The organism is Bacillus sp. BC08 (assembly GCF_054326875.1).
On the sequence record NZ_JBTGPA010000021.1, the window covers coordinates 21,098 to 47,214 of the forward strand.

General features: G+C 40.9%; 35 protein-coding genes. All 35 read left to right on the forward strand.

The genetic code is table 11. From position 1 onward, the window contains the following. Positions 1–220 precede the first annotated feature (220 nt). The 35 genes from rpoB to rpsK all read left to right on the forward strand — a co-directional run bounded on the left by rpoB (position 221) and on the right by rpsK (position 25,964). Positions 221–3,754, forward strand: a complete 3,534-nt coding sequence (gene rpoB / locus ACXVYO_RS04525; protein ID WP_061678374.1) for a DNA-directed RNA polymerase subunit beta — start codon at positions 221–223, stop codon at positions 3,752–3,754. A 37-nt stretch (positions 3,755–3,791) separates the two neighbouring features. After that, entirely contained in the window at positions 3,792–7,403 is a 3,612-nt protein-coding gene (rpoC, locus tag ACXVYO_RS04530) for a DNA-directed RNA polymerase subunit beta' (protein WP_000567949.1), read from the forward strand. 113 nt (positions 7,404–7,516) lie between these two features. Then, positions 7,517–7,765 (forward strand): 50S ribosomal protein L7ae-like protein, encoded by a 249-nt coding sequence (locus ACXVYO_RS04535; RefSeq protein WP_000121828.1) that lies wholly within the window; start codon positions 7,517–7,519, stop codon positions 7,763–7,765. Positions 7,766–7,879: 114 nt separating this feature from the next. Further along, positions 7,880–8,302 carry a 30S ribosomal protein S12 gene (rpsL, locus tag ACXVYO_RS04540; RefSeq protein WP_001142341.1) on the forward strand — a complete coding sequence of 141 codons (423 nt, stop codon included), beginning with the start codon at positions 7,880–7,882 and terminating at the stop codon, positions 8,300–8,302. A gap of 29 nt (positions 8,303–8,331) precedes the next feature. Further along, a complete protein-coding gene (gene rpsG / locus ACXVYO_RS04545; RefSeq protein WP_001137490.1) occupies positions 8,332–8,802 on the forward strand; it encodes a 30S ribosomal protein S7 in 471 nt (156 codons plus the stop codon). Positions 8,803–9,010: 208 nt separating this feature from the next. Next, entirely contained in the window at positions 9,011–11,089 is a 2,079-nt protein-coding gene (fusA, locus tag ACXVYO_RS04550; RefSeq protein ID WP_073519016.1) for an elongation factor G, read from the forward strand. Between the two features lie 117 nt (positions 11,090–11,206). Then, complete coding sequence (gene tuf, locus ACXVYO_RS04555; RefSeq protein WP_001029617.1) at positions 11,207–12,394, forward strand: elongation factor Tu; 1,188 nt, start codon at positions 11,207–11,209, stop codon at positions 12,392–12,394. A gap of 400 nt (positions 12,395–12,794) precedes the next feature. Next, a complete protein-coding gene (gene rpsJ / locus ACXVYO_RS04560) occupies positions 12,795–13,103 on the forward strand; it encodes a 30S ribosomal protein S10 (protein WP_001040595.1) in 309 nt (102 codons plus the stop codon). 34 nt (positions 13,104–13,137) lie between these two features. Next, positions 13,138–13,770 carry a 50S ribosomal protein L3 gene (rplC, locus tag ACXVYO_RS04565; protein WP_000160209.1) on the forward strand — a complete coding sequence of 211 codons (633 nt, stop codon included), beginning with the start codon at positions 13,138–13,140 and terminating at the stop codon, positions 13,768–13,770. A gap of 24 nt (positions 13,771–13,794) precedes the next feature. Continuing rightward, positions 13,795–14,418, forward strand: a complete 624-nt coding sequence (gene rplD / locus ACXVYO_RS04570; protein ID WP_001127258.1) for a 50S ribosomal protein L4 — start codon at positions 13,795–13,797, stop codon at positions 14,416–14,418. Continuing rightward, a complete protein-coding gene (gene rplW / locus ACXVYO_RS04575) occupies positions 14,418–14,708 on the forward strand; it encodes a 50S ribosomal protein L23 (protein WP_001205558.1) in 291 nt (96 codons plus the stop codon). Before rplD ends, rplW begins: the two co-directional genes overlap by 1 nt. Positions 14,709–14,736: 28 nt before the next feature. Beyond that, positions 14,737–15,567, forward strand: a complete 831-nt coding sequence (gene rplB / locus ACXVYO_RS04580) for a 50S ribosomal protein L2 (protein WP_000511582.1) — start codon at positions 14,737–14,739, stop codon at positions 15,565–15,567. 60 nt (positions 15,568–15,627) lie between these two features. Then, positions 15,628–15,906, forward strand: a complete 279-nt coding sequence (gene rpsS, locus ACXVYO_RS04585) for a 30S ribosomal protein S19 (RefSeq protein ID WP_000124454.1) — start codon at positions 15,628–15,630, stop codon at positions 15,904–15,906. A 17-nt stretch (positions 15,907–15,923) separates the two neighbouring features. Next, entirely contained in the window at positions 15,924–16,265 is a 342-nt protein-coding gene (gene rplV, locus ACXVYO_RS04590; protein ID WP_001148024.1) for a 50S ribosomal protein L22, read from the forward strand. Positions 16,266–16,268: 3 nt separating this feature from the next. Further along, positions 16,269–16,928 carry a 30S ribosomal protein S3 gene (gene rpsC / locus ACXVYO_RS04595; RefSeq protein WP_000529958.1) on the forward strand — a complete coding sequence of 220 codons (660 nt, stop codon included), beginning with the start codon at positions 16,269–16,271 and terminating at the stop codon, positions 16,926–16,928. A gap of 1 nt (position 16,929) precedes the next feature. Beyond that, complete coding sequence (gene rplP / locus ACXVYO_RS04600; RefSeq protein ID WP_000928969.1) at positions 16,930–17,364, forward strand: 50S ribosomal protein L16; 435 nt, start codon at positions 16,930–16,932, stop codon at positions 17,362–17,364. Then, the gene (gene rpmC, locus ACXVYO_RS04605) at positions 17,354–17,554 is read left to right on the forward strand and encodes a 50S ribosomal protein L29 (protein WP_000855718.1); all 201 of its coding nucleotides are present in this window, start codon (positions 17,354–17,356) and stop codon (positions 17,552–17,554) included. The genes rplP and rpmC overlap by 11 nt, the downstream gene beginning before the upstream one ends. A 20-nt stretch (positions 17,555–17,574) precedes the next feature. Then, complete coding sequence (gene rpsQ, locus ACXVYO_RS04610) at positions 17,575–17,838, forward strand: 30S ribosomal protein S17 (protein WP_000004106.1); 264 nt, start codon at positions 17,575–17,577, stop codon at positions 17,836–17,838. A gap of 43 nt (positions 17,839–17,881) precedes the next feature. Then, on the forward strand, positions 17,882–18,250 hold the full coding sequence (gene rplN, locus ACXVYO_RS04615; RefSeq protein WP_000615912.1) for a 50S ribosomal protein L14: 369 nt from the start codon (positions 17,882–17,884) through the stop codon (positions 18,248–18,250). A 38-nt stretch (positions 18,251–18,288) separates the two neighbouring features. Further along, positions 18,289–18,600, forward strand: coding sequence for a 50S ribosomal protein L24 (gene rplX, locus ACXVYO_RS04620; RefSeq protein WP_000558201.1), 312 nt, complete (start codon positions 18,289–18,291; stop codon positions 18,598–18,600). A gap of 26 nt (positions 18,601–18,626) precedes the next feature. Continuing rightward, the gene (gene rplE, locus ACXVYO_RS04625) at positions 18,627–19,166 is read left to right on the forward strand and encodes a 50S ribosomal protein L5 (protein ID WP_001080829.1); all 540 of its coding nucleotides are present in this window, start codon (positions 18,627–18,629) and stop codon (positions 19,164–19,166) included. A gap of 33 nt (positions 19,167–19,199) precedes the next feature. Continuing rightward, entirely contained in the window at positions 19,200–19,385 is a 186-nt protein-coding gene (gene rpsN, locus ACXVYO_RS04630) for a 30S ribosomal protein S14 (RefSeq protein ID WP_001085700.1), read from the forward strand. 29 nt (positions 19,386–19,414) lie between these two features. Beyond that, positions 19,415–19,813 (forward strand): 30S ribosomal protein S8, encoded by a 399-nt coding sequence (gene rpsH / locus ACXVYO_RS04635; RefSeq protein WP_000245511.1) that lies wholly within the window; start codon positions 19,415–19,417, stop codon positions 19,811–19,813. A 32-nt stretch (positions 19,814–19,845) separates the two neighbouring features. Further along, complete coding sequence (gene rplF / locus ACXVYO_RS04640; protein WP_000086555.1) at positions 19,846–20,385, forward strand: 50S ribosomal protein L6; 540 nt, start codon at positions 19,846–19,848, stop codon at positions 20,383–20,385. 33 nt (positions 20,386–20,418) lie between these two features. Next, positions 20,419–20,781, forward strand: a complete 363-nt coding sequence (gene rplR, locus ACXVYO_RS04645) for a 50S ribosomal protein L18 (RefSeq protein ID WP_000628818.1) — start codon at positions 20,419–20,421, stop codon at positions 20,779–20,781. Positions 20,782–20,802: 21 nt separating this feature from the next. Then, on the forward strand, positions 20,803–21,303 hold the full coding sequence (gene rpsE / locus ACXVYO_RS04650) for a 30S ribosomal protein S5 (protein WP_000554646.1): 501 nt from the start codon (positions 20,803–20,805) through the stop codon (positions 21,301–21,303). Positions 21,304–21,316: 13 nt separating this feature from the next. Further along, entirely contained in the window at positions 21,317–21,499 is a 183-nt protein-coding gene (gene rpmD / locus ACXVYO_RS04655) for a 50S ribosomal protein L30 (RefSeq protein WP_001085231.1), read from the forward strand. A gap of 33 nt (positions 21,500–21,532) precedes the next feature. Then, positions 21,533–21,973, forward strand: coding sequence for a 50S ribosomal protein L15 (gene rplO / locus ACXVYO_RS04660; RefSeq protein WP_000766083.1), 441 nt, complete (start codon positions 21,533–21,535; stop codon positions 21,971–21,973). Beyond that, positions 21,973–23,274 (forward strand): preprotein translocase subunit SecY, encoded by a 1,302-nt coding sequence (gene secY, locus ACXVYO_RS04665; RefSeq protein WP_000490122.1) that lies wholly within the window; start codon positions 21,973–21,975, stop codon positions 23,272–23,274. The genes rplO and secY overlap by 1 nt, the downstream gene beginning before the upstream one ends. Positions 23,275–23,330: 56 nt before the next feature. Continuing rightward, positions 23,331–23,981: an adenylate kinase gene (locus tag ACXVYO_RS04670; RefSeq protein WP_001048992.1), complete on the forward strand. Its 651-nt coding sequence runs from the start codon at positions 23,331–23,333 to the stop codon at positions 23,979–23,981. Then, a complete protein-coding gene (map, locus tag ACXVYO_RS04675) occupies positions 23,981–24,727 on the forward strand; it encodes a type I methionyl aminopeptidase (RefSeq protein ID WP_000582541.1) in 747 nt (248 codons plus the stop codon). The genes ACXVYO_RS04670 and map overlap by 1 nt, the downstream gene beginning before the upstream one ends. Positions 24,728–24,795: 68 nt before the next feature. Then, entirely contained in the window at positions 24,796–25,014 is a 219-nt protein-coding gene (gene infA, locus ACXVYO_RS04680; protein ID WP_001029884.1) for a translation initiation factor IF-1, read from the forward strand. 35 nt (positions 25,015–25,049) lie between these two features. Beyond that, positions 25,050–25,163, forward strand: coding sequence for a 50S ribosomal protein L36 (gene rpmJ / locus ACXVYO_RS04685; protein WP_000868344.1), 114 nt, complete (start codon positions 25,050–25,052; stop codon positions 25,161–25,163). A 21-nt stretch (positions 25,164–25,184) separates the two neighbouring features. Continuing rightward, positions 25,185–25,550 carry a 30S ribosomal protein S13 gene (rpsM, locus tag ACXVYO_RS04690; protein WP_000090790.1) on the forward strand — a complete coding sequence of 122 codons (366 nt, stop codon included), beginning with the start codon at positions 25,185–25,187 and terminating at the stop codon, positions 25,548–25,550. A 24-nt stretch (positions 25,551–25,574) separates the two neighbouring features. Beyond that, complete coding sequence (gene rpsK / locus ACXVYO_RS04695; RefSeq protein WP_000101797.1) at positions 25,575–25,964, forward strand: 30S ribosomal protein S11; 390 nt, start codon at positions 25,575–25,577, stop codon at positions 25,962–25,964. The last annotated feature ends 153 nt before the right edge of the window (positions 25,965–26,117 follow it).

Below are 26,117 nucleotides of genomic sequence, written 5' to 3' on the forward strand. Positions count from 1 at the left end.
TTTTGTTTCTCTTGGAAAAGATAGTAAAATCAGCAGATTATGAAACAGAATGATGGTTTTCTTATAGAAGCCATTTTTCTTTTTTGAGCAGGTAGAAAGACTCAACGTATTTATCTTTAAGAGAAAAAGACTACGCTAATAGCAGTAGTTGTATTTATTTGTGATTTTGCGCAAATTTTTTTGTGCATTTATAATACTCATGATTTGAGGGGTGAAGCAGTTGACAGGTCAACTAGTTCAATACGGACGCCACCGCCAACGAAGAAGTTATGCCCGTATTAGTGAAGTATTAGAGTTACCAAATCTTATCGAAATTCAAACCTCTTCTTATCAGTGGTTTCTTGATGAGGGTTTGCGAGAAATGTTCCAAGACATTTCTCCGATTGAAGACTTTACGGGAAATCTATCGCTTGAATTTATCGACTACAGCTTAGGTGAACCTAAATACTCTGTAGACGAATGCAAAGAGCGTGATGTGACGTATGCAGCACCACTTCGTGTAAAAGTGCGTCTAATCAACAAGGAAACTGGTGAAGTAAAAGAACAAGATGTGTTCATGGGAGATTTCCCACTCATGACAGAGACTGGAACATTCGTAATTAACGGTGCAGAACGTGTTATCGTTTCCCAGTTAGTTCGCTCTCCAAGCGTATACTATAGTGGCAAAGTGGATAAAAACGGAAAACGTGGTTTTACTGCTACTGTAATTCCAAACCGCGGAGCTTGGTTAGAGTATGAGACAGATGCTAAGGATGTTGTATATGTGCGTATTGACCGTACGCGTAAACTTCCTGTAACTGTTTTGTTACGCGCATTAGGGTTTGGCTCTGATCAAGAAATCACCGAGCTTTTAGGTGATAACGAATACTTAAGCAACACATTAGAAAAAGACAACACAGATAGCACAGAAAAAGCATTGCTTGAAATTTATGAGCGTCTACGTCCTGGTGAACCACCAACAGTAGAAAATGCTAAGAGCTTACTTGTGTCTCGTTTCTTCGATCCAAAGCGCTACGATTTAGCAAATGTAGGTCGCTATAAGATCAACAAGAAGTTACACATTAAAAACAGATTGTTTAACCAACGTTTAGCTGAAACATTAGTGGATCCAGAAACTGGTGAAATTTTAGCGGCAGAAGGAACAATCTTAGATCGTCGTACACTTGATCGCATTTTACCTTACTTAGAGAAAAACATTGGATTCAAAACAGCGAAACCAATGGGTGGAGTGGTAGAAGGCGATGTTGAGCTGCAATCTATTAAGATTTATGCTCCTGAGTCAGAAGGCGAACGCGTAATTAATGTAATTGGTAATGCGAATATTACTCGTGATGTAAAACACATTACACCAGGTGATATCCTTGCTTCTATCAGTTACTTCTTCAACCTACTATACAAAGTAGGGGATACAGATGATATCGACCATTTAGGAAACCGTCGTCTGCGTTCAGTTGGAGAACTATTACAAAATCAATTCCGTATCGGTCTTTCTCGTATGGAACGTGTTGTTCGTGAGAGAATGTCGATTCAGGATACAAATGCAATTACACCACAGGCGCTAATTAATATTCGTCCTGTTATTGCATCTATTAAAGAGTTCTTCGGAAGTTCTCAGTTATCTCAGTTCATGGACCAAACAAACCCATTAGCAGAGTTAACTCACAAACGAAGACTATCTGCATTAGGACCCGGTGGTTTAACGCGTGAGCGCGCAGGCTTTGAAGTGCGTGACGTTCACTACTCTCACTATGGTCGTATGTGTCCGATTGAAACACCAGAGGGACCAAACATCGGTTTGATTAACTCATTATCATCGTTCGCGAAAGTAAATGAGTTTGGTTTCATTGAAACACCATACCGTCGTGTTGATCCAGAAACTGGTCTTGTAACAGGGCAGGTTGATTACTTAACTGCAGATGAAGAAGATAATTATGTTGTAGCCCAAGCGAATATGAAATTATCTGAAGAAGGAGAATTCCTTAGTGAAGATATCGTAGCTCGTTTCCGTGGTGAAAACATTGTCACAAATAAAGAACGCATCGACTACATGGATGTATCTCCAAAACAAGTAGTGTCGGCAGCGACAGCTTGTATTCCGTTCTTAGAAAACGATGACTCTAACCGCGCACTTATGGGAGCGAACATGCAACGTCAGGCGGTTCCGTTAATGAATCCGGAATCTCCGATTGTAGGTACAGGTATGGAGTACGTATCAGCAAAAGACTCAGGTGCTGCAGTAATCTGTAAACACCCTGGTGTTGTTGAACGCGTAGAAGCACGTGAAGTTTGGGTACGTCGCTTTGTAGAAGTTGACGGTCAAACAGTAAAAGGCGACTTAGATCGCTACAAAATGCAAAAATTCATTCGTTCTAACCAAGGAACTTGCTACAACCAACGCCCAATCGTAAGTGTTGGAAATGAAGTTGTAAAAGGAGAAATCCTTGCGGATGGTCCTTCTATGGAATTAGGTGAACTAGCACTTGGACGTAACGTGCTTGTTGGCTTCATGACTTGGGACGGTTATAACTACGAGGATGCGATCATTATGAGTGAGCGCCTTGTAAAAGATGATGTGTACACTTCTATTCATATTGAAGAATATGAGTCAGAAGCTCGTGATACGAAGCTTGGACCAGAAGAAATTACACGTGACATTCCAAACGTTGGGGAAGATGCATTACGCAACCTTGACGAGCGCGGTATCATTCGCGTTGGTGCGGAAGTAAAAGATGGAGATTTACTTGTTGGTAAAGTAACACCTAAAGGTGTAACAGAATTAACAGCTGAAGAACGTCTATTACATGCTATCTTTGGAGAAAAAGCACGTGAAGTACGTGATACATCACTACGTGTACCACACGGTGGTGGCGGTATTATCTTAGACGTAAAAGTATTCAACCGTGAAGATGGCGATGAATTGCCACCAGGCGTGAATCAGCTTGTACGTGCATATATCGTTCAAAAACGTAAAATTTCTGAAGGTGACAAGATGGCCGGACGTCACGGTAACAAAGGTGTTATCTCTCGTATTTTACCAGAAGAAGATATGCCTTACTTACCAGACGGTACGCCAATCGATATCATGTTAAACCCATTAGGGGTACCATCTCGTATGAATATCGGTCAGGTATTAGAGCTTCATCTTGGTATGGCAGCAAGATACCTTGGCATTCACATTGCAACACCAGTATTCGATGGTGCTCGTGAGGAAGATGTTTGGGGCACGATTGAAGAAGCTGGTATGGCAAATGACGCGAAAACAATCCTGTATGACGGACGTACTGGTGAACCATTCGATAACCGCGTATCTGTTGGTGTCATGTATATGATCAAACTTGCGCACATGGTTGACGATAAACTTCATGCTCGTTCTACTGGACCATACTCACTTGTAACGCAGCAGCCTCTTGGAGGTAAAGCTCAGTTCGGTGGACAGCGTTTCGGTGAGATGGAGGTTTGGGCACTTGAAGCTTATGGTGCTGCTTATACTCTTCAAGAAATCTTAACAGTGAAGTCTGATGATGTTGTTGGACGTGTTAAGACGTATGAAGCAATTGTTAAAGGCGAAAATGTTCCAGAACCAGGCGTTCCTGAATCATTCAAAGTATTGATTAAAGAGCTGCAAAGTTTAGGTATGGACGTTAAAATGATGTCTAGCGACGATAAAGAAATTGAAATGCGTGATACAGAAGATGACGATGATCATCAATCAGCAGATAAATTGAATGTCGAAGTTGAGACAACTAAGGAATAATTGGGATAACCTGTAGACTAAAAGGGAGGTAGGCCCCTTGATAGATGTAAATAACTTTGAATATATGAAGATTGGACTTGCTTCACCTGACAAGATTCGTTCTTGGTCATACGGTGAAGTTAAGAAACCAGAAACAATTAACTATCGTACGTTAAAGCCTGAGAAAGATGGCTTGTTCTGTGAGCGTATTTTCGGACCACAAAAGGACTGGGAATGTCATTGCGGAAAATACAAACGTGTACGTTATAAAGGTGTAGTTTGTGATCGATGTGGCGTTGAAGTAACGCGTGCAAAAGTTCGTCGTGAACGTATGGGTCATATCGAATTAGCTGCTCCTGTATCTCATATTTGGTATTTCAAAGGTATCCCGAGCCGCATGGGACTTGTCTTAGACATGTCCCCTCGCGCGCTTGAAGAAGTAATTTATTTCGCTTCTTATGTTGTAACAGAAAGTGGAGATACACCACTTGATAAGAAGCAATTACTTTCTGAAAAAGAATACCGTGCATATCGTGATCGATATGGTAGCACATTCCAAGCTGCTATGGGTGCAGAAGCGATTAAAAAGCTACTACAAGATATCGATTTAGATAAAGAAGTAGACTTCTTAAAAGAAGAATTAAAAACAGCACAAGGACAACGCCGTACTCGTGCTATTAAACGTCTAGAAGTATTAGAAGCATTCCGTAACTCTGGAAATCACCCATCTTGGATGATCCTAGATGTTCTTCCAGTTATCCCACCAGAACTACGCCCAATGGTACAGTTGGATGGTGGACGTTTTGCTACTTCTGACTTAAACGACTTATACCGTCGTGTAATTAACCGTAATAATCGTTTAAAACGTCTATTGGACTTAGGTGCACCAAGCATCATCGTTCAAAACGAAAAACGTATGTTACAAGAAGCTGTAGACGCATTAATCGATAATGGTCGTCGTGGCCGTCCAGTTACTGGACCGGGTAACCGTCCATTAAAATCACTATCTCACATGCTTAAAGGTAAACAAGGACGTTTCCGTCAAAACTTATTAGGTAAACGTGTTGACTACTCTGGCCGTTCTGTAATCGTTGTAGGACCGAACTTAAAGATGTACCAATGTGGATTACCGAAAGAAATGGCGCTTGAATTGTTTAAGCCTTTCGTTATGAAAGAGTTAGTTGGAAAAGGTTTAGCACACAACATTAAGAGTGCTAAACGTAAAATCGAGCGTGTACAACCTGAAGTTTGGGACGTTTTAGAATCTGTGATCAAAGAGCATCCAGTACTTCTAAACCGCGCACCAACACTTCACCGTCTTGGTATCCAGGCGTTTGAACCTACATTAGTAGAAGGTCGCGCAATTCGTCTTCACCCACTTGTATGTACTGCATACAACGCGGACTTTGACGGTGACCAAATGGCGGTTCACGTTCCGTTATCATCAGAGGCACAAGCAGAAGCTCGTATTCTTATGTTAGCGGCACAAAACATCTTGAATCCAAAAGACGGAAAACCAGTTGTTACTCCATCTCAGGATATGGTATTAGGTAACTACTACTTAACTCTTGAGCGTGAAGGCGCAATCGGTGAAGGTATGGTCTTCAAAGATGCAAACGAAGCAATACTTGCATATCAAAATGGATATGTACATCTGCACACACGTGTTGCAGTTGCTGCAAGTTCAGTAAATAACGTAACATTTACTGAAGAGCAAAAAGGTAAGCTTCTATTAACAACAGTTGGTAAATTAATATTTAACGAAATCTTACCAGAGTCGTTCCCTTATATTAATGAACCGACAAACTCAAACCTTGAAAAAGAAACACCAGCGGAGTATTTCGTTGAAAAAGGTGCGAACATTAAAGAAATTATTGCTAGTCGCGAAGAAGTGGCGCCATTTAGCAAGAAGATCCTTGGTAACATCATTGCGGAAGTATTCAAACGTTTCCAAATTACGGAAACATCTCGTATGCTTGACCGCATGAAAAACTTAGGATTTAAGTACTCTACAAAAGCTGGTATTACAGTTGGGGTATCTGACATTCTTGTATTAGGTGAAAAAGATGAAATTCTCCATGAAGCACAAGCAAAAGTAGATAATGTAATTAAACAATTCCGTCGCGGTTTGATCACAGAAGAAGAACGTTACGATCGCGTTATCTCTATTTGGAGTAATGCAAAAGATGTTATCCAAGGAAAACTGATGAAATCCTTGAATAAACGCAATCCAATCTTCATGATGAGTGATTCCGGTGCCCGTGGTAACGCATCGAACTTTACTCAGCTTGCTGGTATGCGTGGTCTGATGGCCAATCCATCTGGTCGTATTATCGAACTTCCAATTAAATCAAGTTTCCGTGAAGGTTTAACAGTACTTGAGTACTTCATCTCTACGCATGGTGCGCGTAAAGGTCTTGCCGATACAGCACTTAAAACTGCCGATTCTGGTTACTTAACACGTCGTCTTGTAGACGTTGCACAAGATGTAATTGTCCGTGAAGATGATTGTGGAACAGATCGTGGTCTATTAATTGGTGCGATTAAAGAGGGTAATGAAGTAATTGAGTCATTATATGATCGTCTTGTTGGACGTTTTGCAAGAAAAACTGTAAAACATCCTGAAACAGGTGAAGTATTAGTTAGTGAAAACCAACTAATTACTGAAGATATCGCTCATATCGTTGAAAATTCGGGTGTTGAAACTGTAAACATTCGTTCAGCGTTCACGTGTAACACTCGCCACGGTGTATGTAAGAAGTGTTACGGTCGTAACTTAGCAACTGGTACAGACGTAGAAGTAGGAGAAGCGGTAGGTATTATCGCAGCTCAATCTATCGGTGAGCCAGGTACACAGTTAACGATGCGTACGTTCCATACAGGTGGGGTTGCCGGAGATGATATCACTCAAGGTTTACCTCGTATCCAAGAGATCTTCGAAGCTCGTAATCCGAAAGGTCAGGCAGTTATCAGTGAAATCGATGGTGTTATCGCAGCGATCAACGATGTTAAAGATCGCCAAGAAGTAGTTGTACAGGGTGAAGTTGAAGCTCGTACGTATGCTATTCCTTACGGTGCGCGTCTGAAAGTAACTCCAGGACAGCCAATTAGCCACGGTAAAGAGTTAACAGAAGGTTCTATTGATCCGAAAGAATTACTAAAAGTAACGGACATTACGGCGGTTCAAGAATACTTATTACGTGAAGTTCAAAAAGTATACCGTATGCAAGGGGTAGAAATTGGCGACAAGCACGTAGAAGTAATGGTACGTCAAATGTTACGTAAAGTTCGTGTAAGTGATGCGGGTGAAACAGATGTATTACCAGGAACATTACTAGATATCCATCAGTTTACTGATGCGAATGCGAAGGTGTTACTGAAAGGTAAACAACCAGCAACAGCTAGACCTGTTCTACTTGGTATTACAAAAGCTTCGCTTGAAACTGATTCATTCTTATCTGCAGCATCGTTCCAAGAAACGACACGTGTCTTAACTGATGCAGCAATTAAGGGTAAACGCGATGAACTTCTAGGATTGAAAGAAAATGTTATTATCGGTAAACTTGTTCCTGCTGGAACAGGTATGAATCGTTATCGCAAAGTGGACCTTGTAAAAACAACACAAGGTGACATGAATGTAGAAAACGATGAAGTTTATGTGGAACAGTAAAATTTTCCGTCGTAAATTTTGTATAAAAACAGCTAATCCTAGTTGACATTGTATGAATCAAAATGTTACTATAATCAAGGTTGCTCCTGAATGATGCTTTGGAGGATATTTATATGTCTTATCAAAAAGTGTCAAATGCTGAAAATGTAGTCGTTGGTCATAAACGTACATTGGAGGCAATCAAAAATGGTATAGTTAAAGAAGTTGTTATTGCGGAAGATGCTGATATGCGGTTAACCCATATGATCATTCGTACTGCCTTGCAACATAACATACCCATAACCAAAGTTGAATCAGTTCGTAAGCTTGGAAAAGTTTCGGGGATTCAAGTGGGAGCTTCAGCAATAGGAATAATAAGTTAAAACTGTTTTTGTGAGGAGAGAGCATTTGCTCTTCCTTGCAAAAACTTTGTTTTCAACTAATAATGAACCACCTGGATATGTGGTCATACAAACATGCGAAGGGAGGATAATCAAATGCCTACTATTAACCAATTAGTGAGAAATGGTCGTACTGATAAAGTATGGAAGTCTAAATCACCTGCGTTAAACAAAGGTTTTAACTCTTTAAAGAAAAAATCAACTGATATCTCTGCACCTCAAAAACGTGGTGTATGTACTCGTGTTGGTACAATGACTCCGAAGAAACCGAACTCAGCGTTACGTAAATACGCTCGTGTACGTTTAACAAATGGTATTGAAGTTACAGCTTACATCCCAGGTATCGGTCATAACCTACAAGAGCATAGCGTAGTATTAATTCGCGGTGGTCGAGTAAAGGATTTACCAGGGGTACGTTACCACATCGTTCGTGGTGCGCTTGATACAGCTGGTGTTGACAAACGTATGCAAGGACGTTCTAAATATGGTACTAAGCGACCAAAACCTGCTAAAAAATAATAACTTTAAAATGAAAGGAGGAACTCAATATGCCTCGTAAAGGACCTGTTGCGAAACGTGACGTGTTACCAGATCCAATGTACAAATCTAAGCTAGTAACACGCCTTATCAACAAAATGATGGTTGACGGTAAAAAAGGTAAATCTCAAACAATTCTTTATAACGCTTTCGATATCGTTCGTGAACGTTCAGAGAAAGACCCTATGGAAGTATTCGAGCAAGCTCTTAAGAACATCATGCCTGTTCTTGAAGTACGTGCTCGTCGTGTTGGTGGTGCTAACTACCAAGTTCCAGTTGAGGTTCGTCCAGAACGCCGTACAACTTTAGGTCTTCGCTGGTTAGTAAACTATGCTCGTCTTCGTGGTGAAAAAACTATGGAAGAGCGTCTAGCTTACGAAATCTTAGATGCAGCTAACAACGCTGGTGCATCTGTTAAGAAACGTGAAGACACTCATAAAATGGCAGAAGCTAACAAAGCATTTGCTCATTACCGTTGGTAGGATTCAACGTAAAATAAATGTAAGCATAAACCGCTTTATTTGTCGCTTATGGAAGTGTGGAGAGGGAGAATGCCTCTCCCTTTCGTTGGGCGCTCGTTTTACATAATGAGGGTACTGGACATACTGACATGTGTAACAATATAAAGTGGCTTTTTTGCTACTTAAAATAAAAAAATCCAATCCATATATGGAAGGAGCAAGACACCAAATGACAAGAGAGTTCTCTTTAGAAAACACTCGTAATATTGGTATCATGGCTCACATCGATGCTGGTAAAACAACAGCAACTGAGCGTATTCTGTATTACACAGGACGTATTCATAAAATCGGTGAAACTCATGAAGGTGCATCTCAGATGGACTGGATGGAGCAAGAGCAAGAGCGTGGTATCACAATTACTTCTGCTGCAACTACAGCTCAATGGAAAGGTCACCGTGTAAACATCATTGACACTCCAGGACACGTAGACTTCACAGTAGAAGTAGAACGTTCTTTACGCGTACTTGATGGTGCGGTAGCAGTACTTGATGCACAATCTGGTGTAGAACCACAAACAGAAACTGTTTGGCGTCAGGCTACTACTTACGGTGTACCTCGTATCGTATTCGTTAACAAAATGGATAAGATTGGTGCAGATTTCTTATACTCTGTAGGAACAATCCACGATCGTTTACAAGCAAACGCACACCCAATTCAGTTACCAATCGGTGCTGAAGATGAGTTCAATGGTATCATTGACCTTGTTGAAGAATGTGCTTACATGTACGGTAACGATTTAGGAACAGACATCGAGCGTGTTGAAATTCCTGAAGAGCACAAAGAATTAGCTGCAGAATACCGTGGAAAACTTATTGAAGCGGTAGCTGAGCTTGATGAAGAAATGATGATGAAGTACCTAGAAGGTGAAGAAATCACTATAGAAGAGCTTAAAGCTGGTATCCGTAAGGCTACAACTTCTGTAGAATTCTTCCCAGTAATCTGTGGTTCTGCATTCAAAAATAAAGGTGTTCAAATTCTGTTAGACGCAGTTATCGATTACCTACCATCTCCATTAGACGTACCTGCTATTAAAGGTACTCTTCCGGATACAGATGAAGAAATCGAACGTAAGTCTAGCGATGAAGAACCATTTGCAGCTTTAGCATTCAAAATCATGACTGACCCTTATGTTGGTAAGTTAACGTTCTTCCGTGTGTATTCTGGTGTGTTAAACTCTGGATCATACGTGAAAAACTCAACTAAAGGTAAGCGTGAGCGTGTAGGTCGTATCCTACAAATGCACGCTAACAGCCGTGAAGAGATTTCAACAGTTTACGCTGGTGATATCGCTGCTGCTGTAGGTTTAAAAGATACTACTACTGGTGATACTCTTTGTGACGAGAAGAGCCTTGTTATCCTTGAGTCTATGGAATTCCCAGAGCCAGTTATCTCTGTAGCTATCGAACCAAAATCTAAAGCTGACCAAGATAAAATGGGTACAGCATTATCTAAGCTTTCTGAAGAAGATCCAACATTCCGTGCTCACACTGACCAAGAAACTGGCCAAACAATCATCGCTGGTATGGGTGAACTTCACCTTGATATCATCGTTGACCGTATGCGCCGTGAATTCAAAGTGGAAGCAAACGTTGGTGCTCCTCAGGTAGCATACCGTGAGACTTTCCGCGCTGCTGCGAAAGTTGAAGGTAAGTTCGCTCGTCAATCTGGTGGTCGTGGACAATTCGGTCACGTTTGGATTGAGTTTGAACCTAATGAAGAAGGTAAAGGTTTTGAATTCCAAAACAAAATCGTCGGTGGTGTAGTTCCACGTGAATACATCCCAGCTGTTGGAGCGGGTCTTGAAGACTCACTTAAAAATGGTGTACTAGCTGGTTATCCACTAGTTGACATCAAAGCTGCGTTAGTTGACGGATCTTACCATGATGTCGATTCATCTGAGATGGCGTTCAAAATCGCTGCATCTATGGCACTTAAAGCTGCGGTTTCTAAATGTAGCCCAGTAATTCTTGAGCCAATGATGAAAGTTGAAGTTGTAATTCCTGAAGAGTACATGGGTGACATTATGGGCGACGTAACATCTCGTCGTGGACGTGTAGAAGGTATGGAAGCTCGCGGTAACGCACAAGTTGTTCGCGCTATGGTTCCACTTTCGGAAATGTTCGGTTATGCAACGGCATTACGTTCTAACACTCAAGGACGCGGAACATTCTCAATGACATTTGATCATTATGAAGAAGTACCGAAGTCTGTTTCTGAAGAAATTATTAAAAAAAATAAAGGTGAATAATTGATTTTTATCGATTGTTCAAGTATAACTACTTATGTAAGCTTAGAAAGTGGGACGTAAGTTTCACTTTCTAGTCTAAATATAAAATAACCTATATAAACTAAGGAGGAATTTAGAATGGCTAAAGCTAAATTCGAACGTTCTAAACCCCATGTTAACATCGGTACAATCGGCCACGTTGACCATGGTAAAACTACATTAACTGCTGCGATCACTACAGTTCTTGCAAAAGCTGGTGGTGCTGAAGCACGCGGATACGATCAAATCGACGCTGCTCCAGAAGAAAGAGAGCGCGGAATCACAATCTCAACTGCACACGTTGAGTACGAAACTGAAACTCGTCACTATGCACACGTTGACTGCCCAGGTCACGCTGACTATGTTAAAAACATGATCACTGGTGCTGCTCAAATGGACGGCGGTATCTTAGTAGTATCTGCTGCTGATGGCCCAATGCCTCAAACACGTGAGCACATCCTTCTTTCTCGTCAAGTAGGTGTTCCTTACATCGTTGTATTCTTAAACAAATGCGACATGGTAGACGACGAAGAATTATTAGAATTAGTAGAAATGGAAGTTCGCGACCTATTATCTGAATACGGATTCCCAGGCGACGACATTCCTGTAATCAAAGGTTCTGCTCTTAAAGCTCTTCAAGGAGAAGCTGATTGGGAAGCAAAAATCATTGAATTAATGACTGAAGTTGATGCTTACATCCCAACTCCAGAACGTGAAACTGACAAACCATTCTTAATGCCTATCGAGGATGTATTCTCTATCACAGGTCGTGGTACAGTTGCAACTGGTCGTGTAGAGCGCGGAATCGTTAAAGTTGGTGACGTAGTAGAAATCATCGGTCTTGCTGAAGAAAATGCTTCTACAACTGTAACTGGTGTAGAGATGTTCCGTAAACTTCTTGACCAAGCTCAAGCTGGAGACAACATCGGTGCTTTACTTCGTGGGGTTGCTCGTGAAGACATCCAACGTGGACAAGTTCTTGCTAAAACTGGCTCTGTAAAAGCTCACGCTAAATTCAAAGCTGAAGTTTTCGTATTATCTAAAGAAGAAGGTGGACGTCACACTCCATTCTTCGCTAACTACCGTCCTCAGTTCTACTTCCGTACAACTGACGTAACTGGTATCATCCAATTACCAGAAGGTACTGAAATGGTAATGCCTGGTGACAACATCGAAATGACTATCGAACTTATCGCTCCAATCGCTATCGAAGAGGGAACTAAATTCTCTATTCGTGAAGGTGGACGTACAGTAGGTTACGGTGTAGTTGCTACTATCGTTGAGTAATCTTAACTGATATAAAAAAACCCAAGGGATCTTCCCTTGGGTTTTTTGTTTGTAGTTATATAATAAATGAAATTTTATTTTTATGTTTTGACGAGTTTCTTCTATAGTAATATGAAATCAATAAAACTAAAATCCAGAAACTGTAAAATGAATTCTGTTAGATGAAAACTTGAAATTCTTTAAAGTGCCATGTATAATAGCAAAAGTAGAGAAAAGCAGATGCAAACAAAAAGATGCTTGCATCTAGACGAATAACATTGTATAATAGACAATGTTGGTCTTTGACTGCGATGAAGTGGAAGGTTGCTGACACACCCGGCCGCTTTGCCATGGCATGGTGTGGGGAAATTTCCATGGAGAAGGTCTATTTTAGAAATAGGCGAACGAAGGAGGGAAAATAATGGCAAAAGAAAAAATTCGTATCCGTTTAAAAGCTTATGATCACCGTATTCTTGATCAATCAGCTGAGAAAATTGTAGAAACAGCTAAGCGTTCTGGGGCAACAGTTTCTGGTCCGATCCCATTACCAACTGAGAAGACTATTTACACAATTCTTCGTGCTGTTCATAAGTACAAAGATTCTCGTGAGCAATTCGAAATGCGCACACACAAACGTTTAATCGATATCGTGAGTCCTACTCCACAAACAGTAGATTCATTAATGCGTTTAGACTTACCGTCTGGTGTAGATATCGAAATCAAACTATAATTCATATAACTTAAAAATGTAGGAGGTGTAACTCATGACCAAAGGAATCTTAGGAAGAAAGATCGGTATGACTCAAGTATTTGCTGAGAACGGTGAGTTAATCCCAGTAACAGTTATCGCTGCTAATCCAAACGTTGTTCTTCAAAAGAAAACAACTGAAACTGATGGCTACAATGCAATCCAGTTAGGATTTGAAGATAAACGTGAAAAGTTAACTAACAAACCTGAACAAGGCCACACTGCTAAAGCATCTACAACTCCTAAGCGCTTCATTCGCGAAATCCGCGATGCAGACGTGGACGGATTAGAGGTTGGTCAAGAGGTAAAAGTTGAAGTTTTCGCTGCAGGTGAAATCGTTGACGTAACAGGAATTTCTAAAGGTAAAGGTTTCCAAGGTGTTATCAAACGCCACGGACAATCTCGCGGACCTATGTCTCATGGTTCTCGCTATCACCGTCGTCCAGGTTCAATGGGCCCAGTTGCTCCGAACCGTGTATTCAAAGGTAAAAAACTTGCTGGACGTATGGGTGGAGACCAAGTTACTATCCAAAACTTAGAAATCGTTCAAGTTGACACTGAGCGCAACTTATTACTAGTAAAAGGTAACGTTCCAGGTGCTAAGAAATCTCTTGTAGTTGTTCAAGGCGCTGTGAAGGTTAGCAAATAATTCACATAGGAAGGAGGAATTCCAATGCCAAAAGTTACTGTATATAACCAAACTGGTTCACAGGTTGGTGAAATCGAATTAGCTGAAGCTATTTTCGGTATCGAACCAAATGAAGCTGTACTTTTCGAAGCTGTAATGATGCAACGTGCATCTTTACGTCAAGGTACACACAAAGTAAAAACTCGTTCTGAAGTTCGTGGTGGTGGTCGTAAACCATGGCGTCAAAAAGGAACTGGACGTGCTCGTCAAGGGTCTATCCGCTCTCCTCAATGGCGTGGTGGTGGTACGGTATTCGGACCTACACCAAGAAGCTATGCGTACAAACTTCCTAAGAAGGTTCGTCGTTTAGCAATCAAATCTGCATTAGCTACTAAAGTAGTTGAGAACAACATTGTAGTTCTTGAAGACCTAGTGTTAAATGCACCAAAAACAAAAGACATGCTAGCAGTACTTAAAGGATTAACTGTTGAGAAGAAAGCTCTTATCGTAACTGCTGATGCAAACGAATCTGTAGAGTTATCTGCTCGCAATATCCCTGGAGTAACAGTAATCACTGCTGATGGCGTAAACGTTTTAGACGTGCTTCATCATGATAAGCTAATCATGACAAAAGCGGCAGTGGAAAAAGTAGAGGAGGTGCTTGCATAATGAGAGATCCTCGTGATATCATTAAGCGCCCAGTTATCACTGAACGTTCTATGGAAATGATGGCTGAAAAAAAATACACGTTCGATGTGGACGTTAAATCTAATAAAACAGAAGTTAAAGATGCTCTTGAAGCGATCTTTGGTGTTAAAGTAGAAAAAGTGAACATCATGAACTACAAGCCGAAAGCAAAACGCGTTGGTCGTCACGCTGGTTTTACTAGCCGTCGTCGTAAAGCAATCGTTAAGCTAACTGCTGACAGCAAAGAAATCGAAATCTTCCAAGGCGTTTAATTCTTACTAAAGAAGGAGGGAAATTGAGATGGGAATTAAAAAGTATAATCCAACTACTAACGGTCGTCGTAATATGACTACGAATGATTTCGCTGAAATCACGACTGACAGACCAGAAAAGTCATTACTTGCTCCTTTAAGCAAGAAGGCTGGTCGTAATAACCAAGGTAAAATTACTGTACGTCATCAAGGTGGCGGACATAAGCGTCAATACCGTATCATCGACTTTAAGCGTAACAAAGATGGAATTCCAGGACGCGTTGCTACGATCGAATACGATCCAAACCGCTCTGCGAATATCGCATTAATTAACTACGTTGACGGTGAAAAACGTTACATTCTTGCTCCTAAGAACTTAGAAGTAGGTATGGAAGTTATGTCTGGCCCAGAAGCTGACATCAAAATCGGTAACGCATTACCATTAATCAACATTCCAGTAGGTACTGTTGTTCATAACATCGAGCTTAAGCCTGGTCGTGGCGGACAATTAGTTCGTTCTGCTGGTACATCTGCTCAAGTACTTGGTAAAGAAGGTAAATACGTACTTGTACGTTTAACTTCTGGTGAAGTACGTCTTGTATTATCTGCTTGTCGCGCTTCAATCGGTCAAGTAGGTAACGAACAACACGAACTTATCAAGATCGGTAAAGCAGGTCGCTCTCGCTGGTTAGGTAAACGCCCAACAGTTCGTGGTTCTGTAATGAACCCGGTTGATCACCCACACGGTGGTGGTGAAGGACGTTCTCCAATCGGACGTAAGTCTCCAATGTCTCCATGGGGTAAACCAACTCTTGGATTCAAGACTCGTAAGAAAAACAAAGCGTCTGACAAATTCATCGTTCGTCGTCGTAAAAAATAATGGGATTGTAGTACGGTTCATTTCTAGAACCGTACGCCAATCACGAAGGGAGGCACCAAAATGGCTCGTAGCTTAAAAAAAGGACCATTTGTCGATGATCACTTAATGAGCAAAATGGAAAAATTAGTTGCATCTGAGCAAAAACAAGTTGTTAAAACTTGGTCTCGCCGTTCAACAATCTTCCCTCAGTTCATCGGACACACAATCGCTGTATATGATGGTCGTAAACACGTACCTGTGTACATCACTGAGGATATGGTTGGCCATAAGTTAGGTGAATTCGCACCAACTCGTACGTATAAAGGTCACCTTGCTGACGATAAGAAAACTAGAAGATAATGAGAGGAGGCACTTCAATGCAAGCTAAAGCAGTAGCGAGAACAGTTCGTATTGCTCCTCGTAAAGTTCGTTTAGTAGTAGACTTAATCCGAGGTAAGCAAGTGGGTGAAGCGATTGCTATCCTTAACCACACACCAAAAACTGCTTCTCCAGTTGTAGAGAAAGTTTTAAAATCTGCAATCGCAAATGCAGAGCACAATTATGAGATGGATATTAACAACCTAGTTGTTGAAAAAGTTTTCGTTGACGAAGGTCCAACGTTGAAACGTTTCCGTCCACGTGCAATGGGTCGTGCAAGCCAAATTAACAAACGCACAAGCCACATCACAGTTGTGGTATCAGAAAAGAAGGAGGGATAATCGATGGGTCAAAAGGTTAATCCAATTGGTCTTCGTGTCGGCGTTATCCGTGACTGGGAATCTCGTTGGTTCGCAGAGAAAGATTATGCTACATTATTACATGAAGACATCAAAATCCGTGAGTACATTACTGTACGCTTAAAAGATTCTGCTGTTGCTAAAGTAGAAATCGAACGTGCAGCAAATCGTGTAAATGTTACAATTCACACTGCAAAACCTGGTATGGTAATTGGTAAAGGTGGTACTGAAGTTGAAGCACTTCGTAAAGCTCTTAACCAATTAACAGGCAAGCGTGTACACATCAACATTTTAGAAGTTAAGAGAGCTGATCTTAACGCTAAATTAGTAGGCGAAAACATTGCTCGTCAATTAGAAAACCGTGTATCATTCCGTCGTGCACAAAAGCAAGTTATTCAACGTGCTATGCGTGCAGGTGCTAAAGGTATTAAAACACAGGTTTCTGGTCGTCTTGGCGGAGCTGATATCGCTCGTGCAGAATCTTACAGTGAAGGAACTGTTCCACTTCATACACTTCGCGCTGATATTGACTATGCAGCAGTTGAAGCTGATACAACATACGGTAAATTAGGCGTAAAAGTATGGATCTACCGTGGAGAAGTCCTTCCTACAAAAAAGAAAGCTTCTGAGGAAGGAGGAAAATAATATGTTAATGCCAAAACGCGTAAAATATCGTAGAGAGCATCGTGGTAAAATGCGTGGTCGTGCAAAAGGTGGAACTGAAATTGCTTTCGGTGAATTCGGTTTACAAGCACAAGCTGCTTCATGGATTACAAACCGTCAAATCGAAGCTGCTCGTCGTGCAATGACTCGTTACATGAAACGTGGCGGTAAAGTATGGATTAAAATTTTCCCTTCTAAACCTTACACTGCAAAACCTCTAGAAGTACGTATGGGTTCCGGTAAAGGGGCACCAGAAGGCTGGGTAGCAGTAGTAAAACCTGGGAAAATTATGTTCGAAATCGCGGGTGTATCTGAAGAGGTAGCACGCGAAGCATTACGTCTTGCAGCTCACAAGTTACCTGTGAAATGTAAATTCGTAAAACGTGAAGAAAATGGTGGTGAATCTAATGAAAACTAATGATATTCGTGAATTAACCACTGCCGAAATCGAAACAAAAGTTAAAGCTTTAAAGGAAGAATTGTTCAATCTTCGCTTCCAACTTGCTACAGGACAATTAGAGAATCCAACTCGCATTCGTGAAGTGCGTAAAGCAATTGCTCGTATGAAAACTGTAGTTCGTGAAAGAGAGATCGGAATTAATCGATAAATTGAGGGGAGGTTTGCATAGTGAGCGAACGTAACCAACGCAAAGTTTATACTGGTCGTGTTGTGTCTGACAAAATGGACAAAACGATTACAGTTTTAGTTGAAACTTACAAAACTCATTCCTTGTACGGAAAGCGTGTTAAGTATTCTAAGAAGTACAAAGCCCATGATGAGCAAAACCAAGCGAAACTTGGCGATATCGTTAAAATCATGGAAACTCGCCCGCTTTCTGCTACTAAGCGTTTCCGTTTAGTTGAAATCGTTGAAGAAGCGGTTATTATCTAAATAGATGAATCGGAATTTTTAGTCCGAAGGGAGGTTTCATAAGATGATCCAACAAGAATCTCGTTTGAAAGTTGCTGACAACTCTGGTGCACGTGAACTTTTAACAATTAAAGTATTAGGCGGCTCTGGTCGTAAATATGCTAACATCGGTGATATTATCGTTGCTACGGTAAAACAAGCAACACCAGGTGGCGTTGTTAAAAAAGGTGACGTTGTTAAAGCAGTAGTAGTACGTACGAAGAGCGGAGCTCGTCGTCCGGACGGTTCTTACATCAAATTTGATGAAAACGCAGCGGTTATCATTAAAGACGATAAGAGCCCACGTGGTACTCGTATCTTCGGACCAGTAGCTCGTGAATTACGTGATAGCAACTTCATGAAGATCGTTTCTTTAGCTCCAGAAGTTCTATAATTTAAGGTATTGCCTTGCTAAGGAGGTGCAGAATTAAGATGCATGTAAAAAAAGGTGATAAAGTACAGGTAATCACTGGTAAAGACAAAGGAAAACAAGGCGTTATCCTTGTGGCTTTCCCAAAGCAAAACCGTGTTATCGTTGAGGGTGTTAACATCGTTAAAAAACACTCTAAGCCATCTCAATTAAATCCACAAGGTGGAATTATTACTAAAGAAGCACCTATTCACGTTTCTAACGTTATGGTTTTAGATCCTAAAACAGGTGAACCTACTCGCGTAGGCTTCAAAGTAGAAGATGGTAAAAAAGTTCGTATTGCAAAAAAATCTGGTGAATTATTAGATAAATAATTTTCTTAAGAAAGGAGGTCACTTCATTGAATCGCCTTAAAGAGAAGTTCCAAAAGGAAATTACTCCTGCTCTAGTGAGCAAGTTTAACTATAAATCTGTGATGGAAGTACCGAAAATCGAAAAGATCGTAATCAACACTGGTGTTGGTGACGCGGTATCTAACTCAAAAGCTTTAGACAATGCAGTAGAAGAATTAACACAAATCGCAGGTCAAAAACCTGTTGTAACTCGTGCTAAAAAATCAATCGCTGGTTTCCGTCTTCGTGAAGGTATGCCAATCGGTGCGAAAGTAACTTTACGCGGCGAGCAAATGTATGAGTTCTTCGACAAATTAGTATCAGTTTCTTTACCACGTGTACGTGATTTCCGTGGTGTTTCTAAGAAATCATTCGATGGTCGTGGGAACTACACATTAGGTGTTAAAGAGCAACTTATCTTCCCTGAGATCGATTATGATAAAGTAAGCAAAGTCCGCGGTATGGACATCGTAATCGTTACTACAGCGAAAACTGATGAAGAAGCTCGTGAACTTTTAACACAATTCGGTATGCCATTCCAAAAATAATGGAAGCCAACGCTAAGTAGAGGAGGCGAAAACGTGGCTAAAAAATCTATGATAGCGAAACAAAAGCGTACTCCTAAGTTTAAAGTACAAGAGTATACACGTTGCGAACGCTGCGGTCGTCCGCATTCTGTATACCGCAAATTTAAACTTTGCCGTATTTGTTTCCGTGAACTTGCATATAAAGGTCAAATTCCTGGTGTTAAAAAAGCTAGTTGGTAAAACCCACAAATGGGAAGGAGGTAAAACACATGGTGATGACAGATCCAATTGCAGACATGCTTACTCGCATCCGTAATGCGAACATGGTACGTCATGAGAAATTAGAGGTTCCTGCTTCTAAAATCAAAAAAGAGATCGCTGAACTTTTAAAACGTGAAGGTTTCATTCGTGATGTAGAATACATCGAGGATAACAAACAAGGTATCCTTCGTATTTTCCTGAAATATGGTGCAAACAATGAACGTGTAATCACTGGATTAAAACGTATCAGTAAACCTGGCTTACGCGTTTACGCTAAAGCTGATGAAGTACCACGTGTACTTAACGGATTAGGTATCGCTCTTGTTTCTACATCTAAGGGAGTAATGACAGACAAAGACGCTCGTCAATTACAAACTGGTGGAGAAGTAGTAGCATACGTTTGGTAATATATATTTAAAACGAACGGAGGTGTGACCACATGTCTCGTATTGGTAAAAAGATTCTTGAAATCCCTGCAGGTGTTACTATTACAGTTGCAGAAGACAATACTGTAACAGTAAAAGGCCCTAAAGGTGAATTAACTCGTACTTTCAATGCTGATATGCTTATCAAAATTGAAGAGAATACATTAACAGTTGAACGTCCATCTGAACAGAAGGACCACCGTGCATTACACGGTACAACTCGTGCTTTAATCGGAAACATGGTTGAAGGTGTAACTGCAGGTTTCGCACGCGGACTTGAATTAGTCGGTGTAGGTTACCGTGCTCAAAAACAAGGTGATAAACTTGTATTAAGCGTAGGTTATTCTCATCCAGTAGAAATGACTCCGGAAGCAGGTCTTGAAGTTGAAGTACCTGCACCAACTAAAATCGTAATCAAAGGTATCGACAAGCAACGTGTTGGCGAATTTGCTGCTAACATCCGTGCTGTACGTGCTCCTGAGCCATATAAAGGTAAAGGTATTCGTTACGAAGGCGAAGTTGTTCGTCGTAAAGAAGGTAAAACTGCTAAGTAAACCCGTTAGGTGAGAGAAAGGAGTGACAAGAAAATGATCACTAAAGCTGATAAAAATGCGACTCGTAAGAAAAGACATGCACGTGTACGTGCTAAACTTACTGGTACTGCAGAGCGTCCACGTTTAAACGTGTTCCGTTCTAACCAACATATTTACGCTCAAGTTATTGATGATGTGAATGGTGTAACGTTAGTAAGTGCATCTACTCTTGATAAAGACCTTGCTCTTAACGGTACTAGCAATACTGAAGCTGCTACGAAAGTAGGAGAATCAGTTGCTAAGCGTGCTGTAGAGAAAGGCGTTAAAGAAGTAGTATTCGATCGCGGTGGTTACTTATACCATGGCCGTGTTAAAGCTCTAGCTGAAGCTGCTCGTGAGGCTGGATTACAATTTTAATGGTCAAAGGAGGGAAAATTGATGCATCGCATTGACCCAAGTAAATTAGAACTTGAAGAACGTGTAGTTACGATAAATCGTGTCGCGAAAGTTGTTAAGGGTGGTCGTCGTTTCCGCTTTGCTGCACTAGTTGTAGTTGGCGATAAAAACGGTCATGTTGGATTCGGTACTGGTAAAGCACAAGAGGTACCAGACGCAATCCGCAAAGCTATCGAAGACGCTAAGAAAAACTTAATCGCTGTACCATTAGTTGGTACAACAATTCCACACACAATCAACGGTCACTTTGGAGCTGGTGAAGTATTCTTAAAACCTGCTGCTGAAGGTACTGGTGTTATTGCTGGTGGACCTGTTCGTGCGGTACTTGAATTAGCTGGTGTACAAGATATTCTTTCGAAATCTCTTGGTTCTAACACACCAATCAACATGATTCGCGCTACTGTGAACGGATTAAGCGAACTTAAGCGCGCTGAAGATGTTGCAAAATTACGCGGTAAATCTGTAGAAGAGCTACTAGGTTAAGGAGGGAAAACAAATGGCGAAAAAGTTAGAAATTACCCTCACTCGTAGTGTAATTGGTCGTCCACAAGATCAACGTGCGACGGTAGAAGCTTTAGGTCTTAAAAAGTTGAATTCAACTGTAGTTAAGGAAGAAACTCCTGCTATTCTTGGTATGATCAACAAAGTTTCTCACCTTATAACTGTAAAAGAAGCTTAAGGATAACTCATTAATATAAGGAGGTGCCTGGGAATGAAACTTCATGAATTAAAACCTGCAGAAGGTTCTCGTAAAGTACGTAACCGTGTCGGTCGTGGTATCGGTTCTGGTAACGGTAAAACTGCTGGTAAAGGTCATAAAGGACAAAACGCACGTTCTGGTGGCGGTGTTCGTCTTGGCTTCGAAGGTGGTCAAACTCCATTATTCCGTCGTTTACCAAAACGCGGCTTCACAAACATTAACCGTAAAGAGTTTACTATTGTAAACTTATCAACGTTAAATCGTTTTGAAGATGGTACAGAAGTAACACCTGAATTATTGCTGGAAACTGGCGTTATCAGCAAGTTAAACGACGGTGTTAAAATTCTTGCAAGCGGCGCAGTAGAGAAAAAACTAACTGTTAAAGCGCACAAGTTCTCTTCAAGTGCTAAAGAAGCAATTGAAGCAGCTGGCGGATCAGTTGAGGTGATCTAATGTTTCGTACAATCTCCAACTTTATGCGCGTTGCTGAGATAAGACGTAAAATATTATTCACTTTAGCGATGTTAATCGTATTCAGGATTGGCACGTTTATCCCAGTGCCATTTACAAATGGAGACGTACTGAAAGCACAAGATCAATTAAATGCCTTAGGTATCCTAAATACATTTGGCGGTGGCGCCTTGAAAAACTTCTCCATCTTCGCGATGGGAATCATGCCGTATATTACAGCATCCATCATCGTGCAATTATTGCAGATGGATGTTGTTCCTAAATTTTCGGAATGGTCGAAGCAAGGTGAAATGGGCCGTCGTAAACTAACGCAATTTACGCGTTACTTTACAATTGTTCTTGCGTTTATTCAGGGGTTTGGTATGTCAATCGGTTTTAACGGTATGGTAGGTGGACAATTAATTTTGAATCCTGGTTGGAGCACTTATTTATACATTGCTACGGTACTGACTGCTGGTACTGCATTTTTAATGTGGTTAGGCGAACAGATTACATCTAAAGGTGTAGGTAATGGTATTTCCATCCTTATCTTTGGAGGTATTGCCGCAGCGATCCCAAGTGTTATATCTCAAGTGTATCAACAACAGTTTCAAAATATCGGAGATCAATTGTTCATGAGTATCGTTAAAGTTGCATTGATCTTACTAGCTGTGCTAGCGGTTATTGTTGGTGTTATTTTCATTCAACAGGCTGTTAGAAAGATCCCAATTCAATATGCGAAGCGTGTAACAGGAGGGAATGGGAATCATGCTGGAGCACAAAACACACATTTACCGCTTAAGGTAAATAGTGCAGGTGTTATTCCAGTCATTTTTGCTGTTTCATTCTTAATTACGCCTCCAACTATTGCACAGTTCTTCCCGAATCATGATGTATCGCAGTGGATCATTGCAAACTTTAACTATTCTCACCCAGTGGGAATGATCATATATGTTGCGCTCATTGTAGCCTTCACATATTTCTATGCGTTTGTTCAGGTTAATCCAGAGCAAATGTCAGAGAATCTAAACAAACAAGGTGGATATGTTCCAGGTATTCGTCCGGGTAAGAATACGGAACAATATCTAACAAAAATCTTGTATCGTTTGACCTTTGTAGGATCAATTTTCCTAGCAGCGATTGCAATCTTACCAGTTATCTTTACGAAACTGGGAAATCTTCCTCCATCTGCACAGATTGGTGGAACGAGTATGTTAATCGTTGTCGGCGTTGCTTTAGAAACAATGAAGCAGCTAGAAAGCCAACTGGTAAAACGCCATTACAAAGGGTTTATCAAGCAGTGAGTAAGTGGGAAGAATTGTCTTCCCTACATGCTCATGTACTCTGAGGGGGAACAAGGATGAACTTAATTTTAATGGGGCTTCCTGGTGCTGGTAAAGGTACACAAGCCGAACAGATTGTTGCCAAGTATAACATCCCTCACATTTCAACAGGAGATATGTTCCGTGCAGCTATGAAGGCTGAAACTGAAATGGGTTTACAAGCAAAATCTTTTATTGATAAAGGTGCACTTGTTCCAGATGAAGTTACAATCGGAATCGTTCGTGAACGTTTAAGTCAAGAAGACTGCGTAAGAGGTTTCTTACTAGACGGTTTCCCACGAACTGTTGCACAAGCATCAGCTCTTGAAGAGATTATGAAAGATCTTGGCAAAAAAATCGACTATGTTTTAAACATTAATGTGGATTCAGGGTTGTTATTAAAACGCCTTACAGGCCGTCGCATTTGTAAAGAGTGCGGTGCGACTTACCACTTAGAATTCAATGCGCCAGCAAAAGCTGACGTTTGCGATAAATGTGGTGGCGAATTATATCAACGCTCTGATGACAATGAAGAAACTGTAGCAAATCGTTTAGATGTAAATATTAAGCAAACAAAACCTTTGCTTGATTTCTACGAGGAGCTTGGTTACCTACAAAGCATTAATGGTGAGCAAGATATCAATAAAGTATTTGCTGATATCGATGTTCTCATCGGAGGCTTAGCGTAATGATAATCTGCAAAACTCCTCGCGAGATAGAAATCATGCGAGAAGCTGGCAGGATCGTTGCTTTAACTCATCAAGAGTTGAAACAGCACATTACTCCAGGAATTACAACGAAAGAGCTCGATCAAATAGCGGAAAAGACGATTCAAAAATATGGTGCTACGCCATCTTTTAAAGGATACAACGGATTTCCGGGGAGCATTTGTGCTTCTGTAAATGAAGAGCTTGTACACGGAATTCCAGGGAAGCGCAAGCTCAAAGAGGGCGATATCATCAGTATCGATATTGGTGCGAAATACAATGGGTACCATGGCGATTCTGCATGGACGTATCCAGTTGGAAGCATTTCTGAATCTGTTCAAAAGCTACTTGATGTCACAGAAAAATCGTTGTATCTTGGTCTAGAACAAGTAAAACCAGGCGAAAGATTATCAAATATCTCACATGCGGTTCAAACCCATGCTGAAGAGAATGGGTTCTCGATCGTTAGGGAGTATGTTGGTCACGGAATCGGGCAAGACTTACATGAGGACCCTCAAATCCCGCACTATGGTCCACCAAATAGAGGCCCTAGATTAAAGCCGGGAATGGTCATCTGTGTTGAGCCGATGGTGAATCAAGGAAGACGATATGTAAAAACACTATCTGATGACTGGACAGTGGTAACGGTAGATGGTAAATGGTGTGCCCATTTTGAGCACACGATTGCTCTTACAGAAGCAGGATACGAAATCCTTACCACTTTATAAGTAGCTGGCTCTCCGGGATTTCAGAGCAGTGTAAAATGTTACTGATTTGAAGAAGGGAGAACTATTGAATGGCTAAAGATGATGTAATTGAAGTCGAAGGTACCGTTCTTGAAACGTTGCCAAATGCTATGTTCAAAGTAGAATTAGAGAATGGGCATGTCGTATTGGCTCACGTTTCTGGTAAAATCCGTATGAACTTCATTCGTATTTTACCAGGAGACAAAGTTACGGTAGAATTATCTCCGTACGATTTAAATCGTGGTCGTATTACGTACCGTTTTAAATAATATAGCACTCCGTAATCTTTAAGGAGGTTCGAGACATGAAAGTAAGACCGTCAGTTAAACCAATCTGCGAAAAATGTAAAGTTATTCGTAGACGTGGAAAAGTAATGGTTATTTGTGAAAACCCTAAACATAAACAAAAACAAGGTTAATCAGAAGGAGGTGCATTCAGAATGGCACGTATCGCAGGTGTAGATATTCCTCGAGACAAACGCGTTGTTATTTCTTTAACTTACGTATTCGGCATTGGTCGCACAACTGCTGAAAAAATTCTTACTGAAGCTGGTATTTCTTCAGAAACACGAGTTCGTGATTTAACGGAAGACGAACTAGGACGTATCCGTGATATCATCGATCGTATTAAAGTTGAGGGAGACCTTCGTCGTGAAGTATCTCTTAACATTAAACGTCTAATGGAGATCGGTTCTTACCGTGGTCTTCGTCACCGTCGTGGTTTACCAGTTCGTGGTCAAAACTCTAAAAACAATGCTCGTACACGTAAAGGTCCACGTCGTACAGTAGCAAATAAAAAGAAATAATAAGTAAAGGAGGTTGAACTAACAATGGCACGTAAAACAAACACTCGTAAAAAACGTGTGAAAAAGAATATTGAAGCTGGTATAGCTCATATTCGTTCTACTTTCAACAACACAATCGTAACACTTACAGATACTCATGGTAACGCACTTTCTTGGTCTAGTGCTGGTGCACTTGGTTTCCGTGGATCTCGTAAGTCTACTCCATTCGCTGCGCAAATGGCTGCTGAAGCTGCTGCTAAAGTTGCAATGGAACACGGTTTAAAAACTTTAGAGGTTACTGTTAAAGGTCCTGGTGCTGGTCGTGAAGCTGCAATTCGTGCTCTTCAAGCTGCAGGTCTAGAAGTAACAGCAATTAGAGATGTTACTCCAGTTCCTCATAATGGATGTCGTCCACCAAAACGTCGTCGTGTGTAATTTTTCTGTATAGAATTTTCCCTTTTGTCTATAATGGATATGATGCATTATCGAGAAATTTCGTACAGAAACATCGCTTGTTGTGCACAATCGGGAACTGCCTAAGGGGGACTTTCGGTTAGACAGGGGGTATCCCTTTGTTTAACCGGGGTT

Coding starts and splice junctions, on each gene's coding strand:
- ACXVYO_RS04535 (WP_000121828.1), top strand. CDS start 7,517: ATGTCTTATCAAAAAGTGTCAAATGCTGAAAATGTAGTCGTTGGTCAT.
- rpsL (WP_001142341.1), top strand. CDS start 7,880: ATGCCTACTATTAACCAATTAGTGAGAAATGGTCGTACTGATAAAGTA.
- rpsG (WP_001137490.1), top strand. CDS start 8,332: ATGCCTCGTAAAGGACCTGTTGCGAAACGTGACGTGTTACCAGATCCA.
- fusA (WP_073519016.1), top strand. CDS start 9,011: ATGACAAGAGAGTTCTCTTTAGAAAACACTCGTAATATTGGTATCATG.
- tuf (WP_001029617.1), top strand. CDS start 11,207: ATGGCTAAAGCTAAATTCGAACGTTCTAAACCCCATGTTAACATCGGT.
- rpsJ (WP_001040595.1), top strand. CDS start 12,795: ATGGCAAAAGAAAAAATTCGTATCCGTTTAAAAGCTTATGATCACCGT.
- rplC (WP_000160209.1), top strand. CDS start 13,138: ATGACCAAAGGAATCTTAGGAAGAAAGATCGGTATGACTCAAGTATTT.
- rplD (WP_001127258.1), top strand. CDS start 13,795: ATGCCAAAAGTTACTGTATATAACCAAACTGGTTCACAGGTTGGTGAA.
- rplW (WP_001205558.1), top strand. CDS start 14,418: ATGAGAGATCCTCGTGATATCATTAAGCGCCCAGTTATCACTGAACGT.
- rplB (WP_000511582.1), top strand. CDS start 14,737: ATGGGAATTAAAAAGTATAATCCAACTACTAACGGTCGTCGTAATATG.
- rpsS (WP_000124454.1), top strand. CDS start 15,628: ATGGCTCGTAGCTTAAAAAAAGGACCATTTGTCGATGATCACTTAATG.
- rplV (WP_001148024.1), top strand. CDS start 15,924: ATGCAAGCTAAAGCAGTAGCGAGAACAGTTCGTATTGCTCCTCGTAAA.
- rpsC (WP_000529958.1), top strand. CDS start 16,269: ATGGGTCAAAAGGTTAATCCAATTGGTCTTCGTGTCGGCGTTATCCGT.
- rplP (WP_000928969.1), top strand. CDS start 16,930: ATGTTAATGCCAAAACGCGTAAAATATCGTAGAGAGCATCGTGGTAAA.
- rpmC (WP_000855718.1), top strand. CDS start 17,354: ATGAAAACTAATGATATTCGTGAATTAACCACTGCCGAAATCGAAACA.
- rplN (WP_000615912.1), top strand. CDS start 17,882: ATGATCCAACAAGAATCTCGTTTGAAAGTTGCTGACAACTCTGGTGCA.
- rplX (WP_000558201.1), top strand. CDS start 18,289: ATGCATGTAAAAAAAGGTGATAAAGTACAGGTAATCACTGGTAAAGAC.
- rpsH (WP_000245511.1), top strand. CDS start 19,415: ATGGTGATGACAGATCCAATTGCAGACATGCTTACTCGCATCCGTAAT.
- rplF (WP_000086555.1), top strand. CDS start 19,846: ATGTCTCGTATTGGTAAAAAGATTCTTGAAATCCCTGCAGGTGTTACT.
- rplR (WP_000628818.1), top strand. CDS start 20,419: ATGATCACTAAAGCTGATAAAAATGCGACTCGTAAGAAAAGACATGCA.
- rpsE (WP_000554646.1), top strand. CDS start 20,803: ATGCATCGCATTGACCCAAGTAAATTAGAACTTGAAGAACGTGTAGTT.
- rpmD (WP_001085231.1), top strand. CDS start 21,317: ATGGCGAAAAAGTTAGAAATTACCCTCACTCGTAGTGTAATTGGTCGT.
- rplO (WP_000766083.1), top strand. CDS start 21,533: ATGAAACTTCATGAATTAAAACCTGCAGAAGGTTCTCGTAAAGTACGT.
- secY (WP_000490122.1), top strand. CDS start 21,973: ATGTTTCGTACAATCTCCAACTTTATGCGCGTTGCTGAGATAAGACGT.
- ACXVYO_RS04670 (WP_001048992.1), top strand. CDS start 23,331: ATGAACTTAATTTTAATGGGGCTTCCTGGTGCTGGTAAAGGTACACAA.
- map (WP_000582541.1), top strand. CDS start 23,981: ATGATAATCTGCAAAACTCCTCGCGAGATAGAAATCATGCGAGAAGCT.
- infA (WP_001029884.1), top strand. CDS start 24,796: ATGGCTAAAGATGATGTAATTGAAGTCGAAGGTACCGTTCTTGAAACG.
- rpmJ (WP_000868344.1), top strand. CDS start 25,050: ATGAAAGTAAGACCGTCAGTTAAACCAATCTGCGAAAAATGTAAAGTT.
- rpsM (WP_000090790.1), top strand. CDS start 25,185: ATGGCACGTATCGCAGGTGTAGATATTCCTCGAGACAAACGCGTTGTT.
- rpsK (WP_000101797.1), top strand. CDS start 25,575: ATGGCACGTAAAACAAACACTCGTAAAAAACGTGTGAAAAAGAATATT.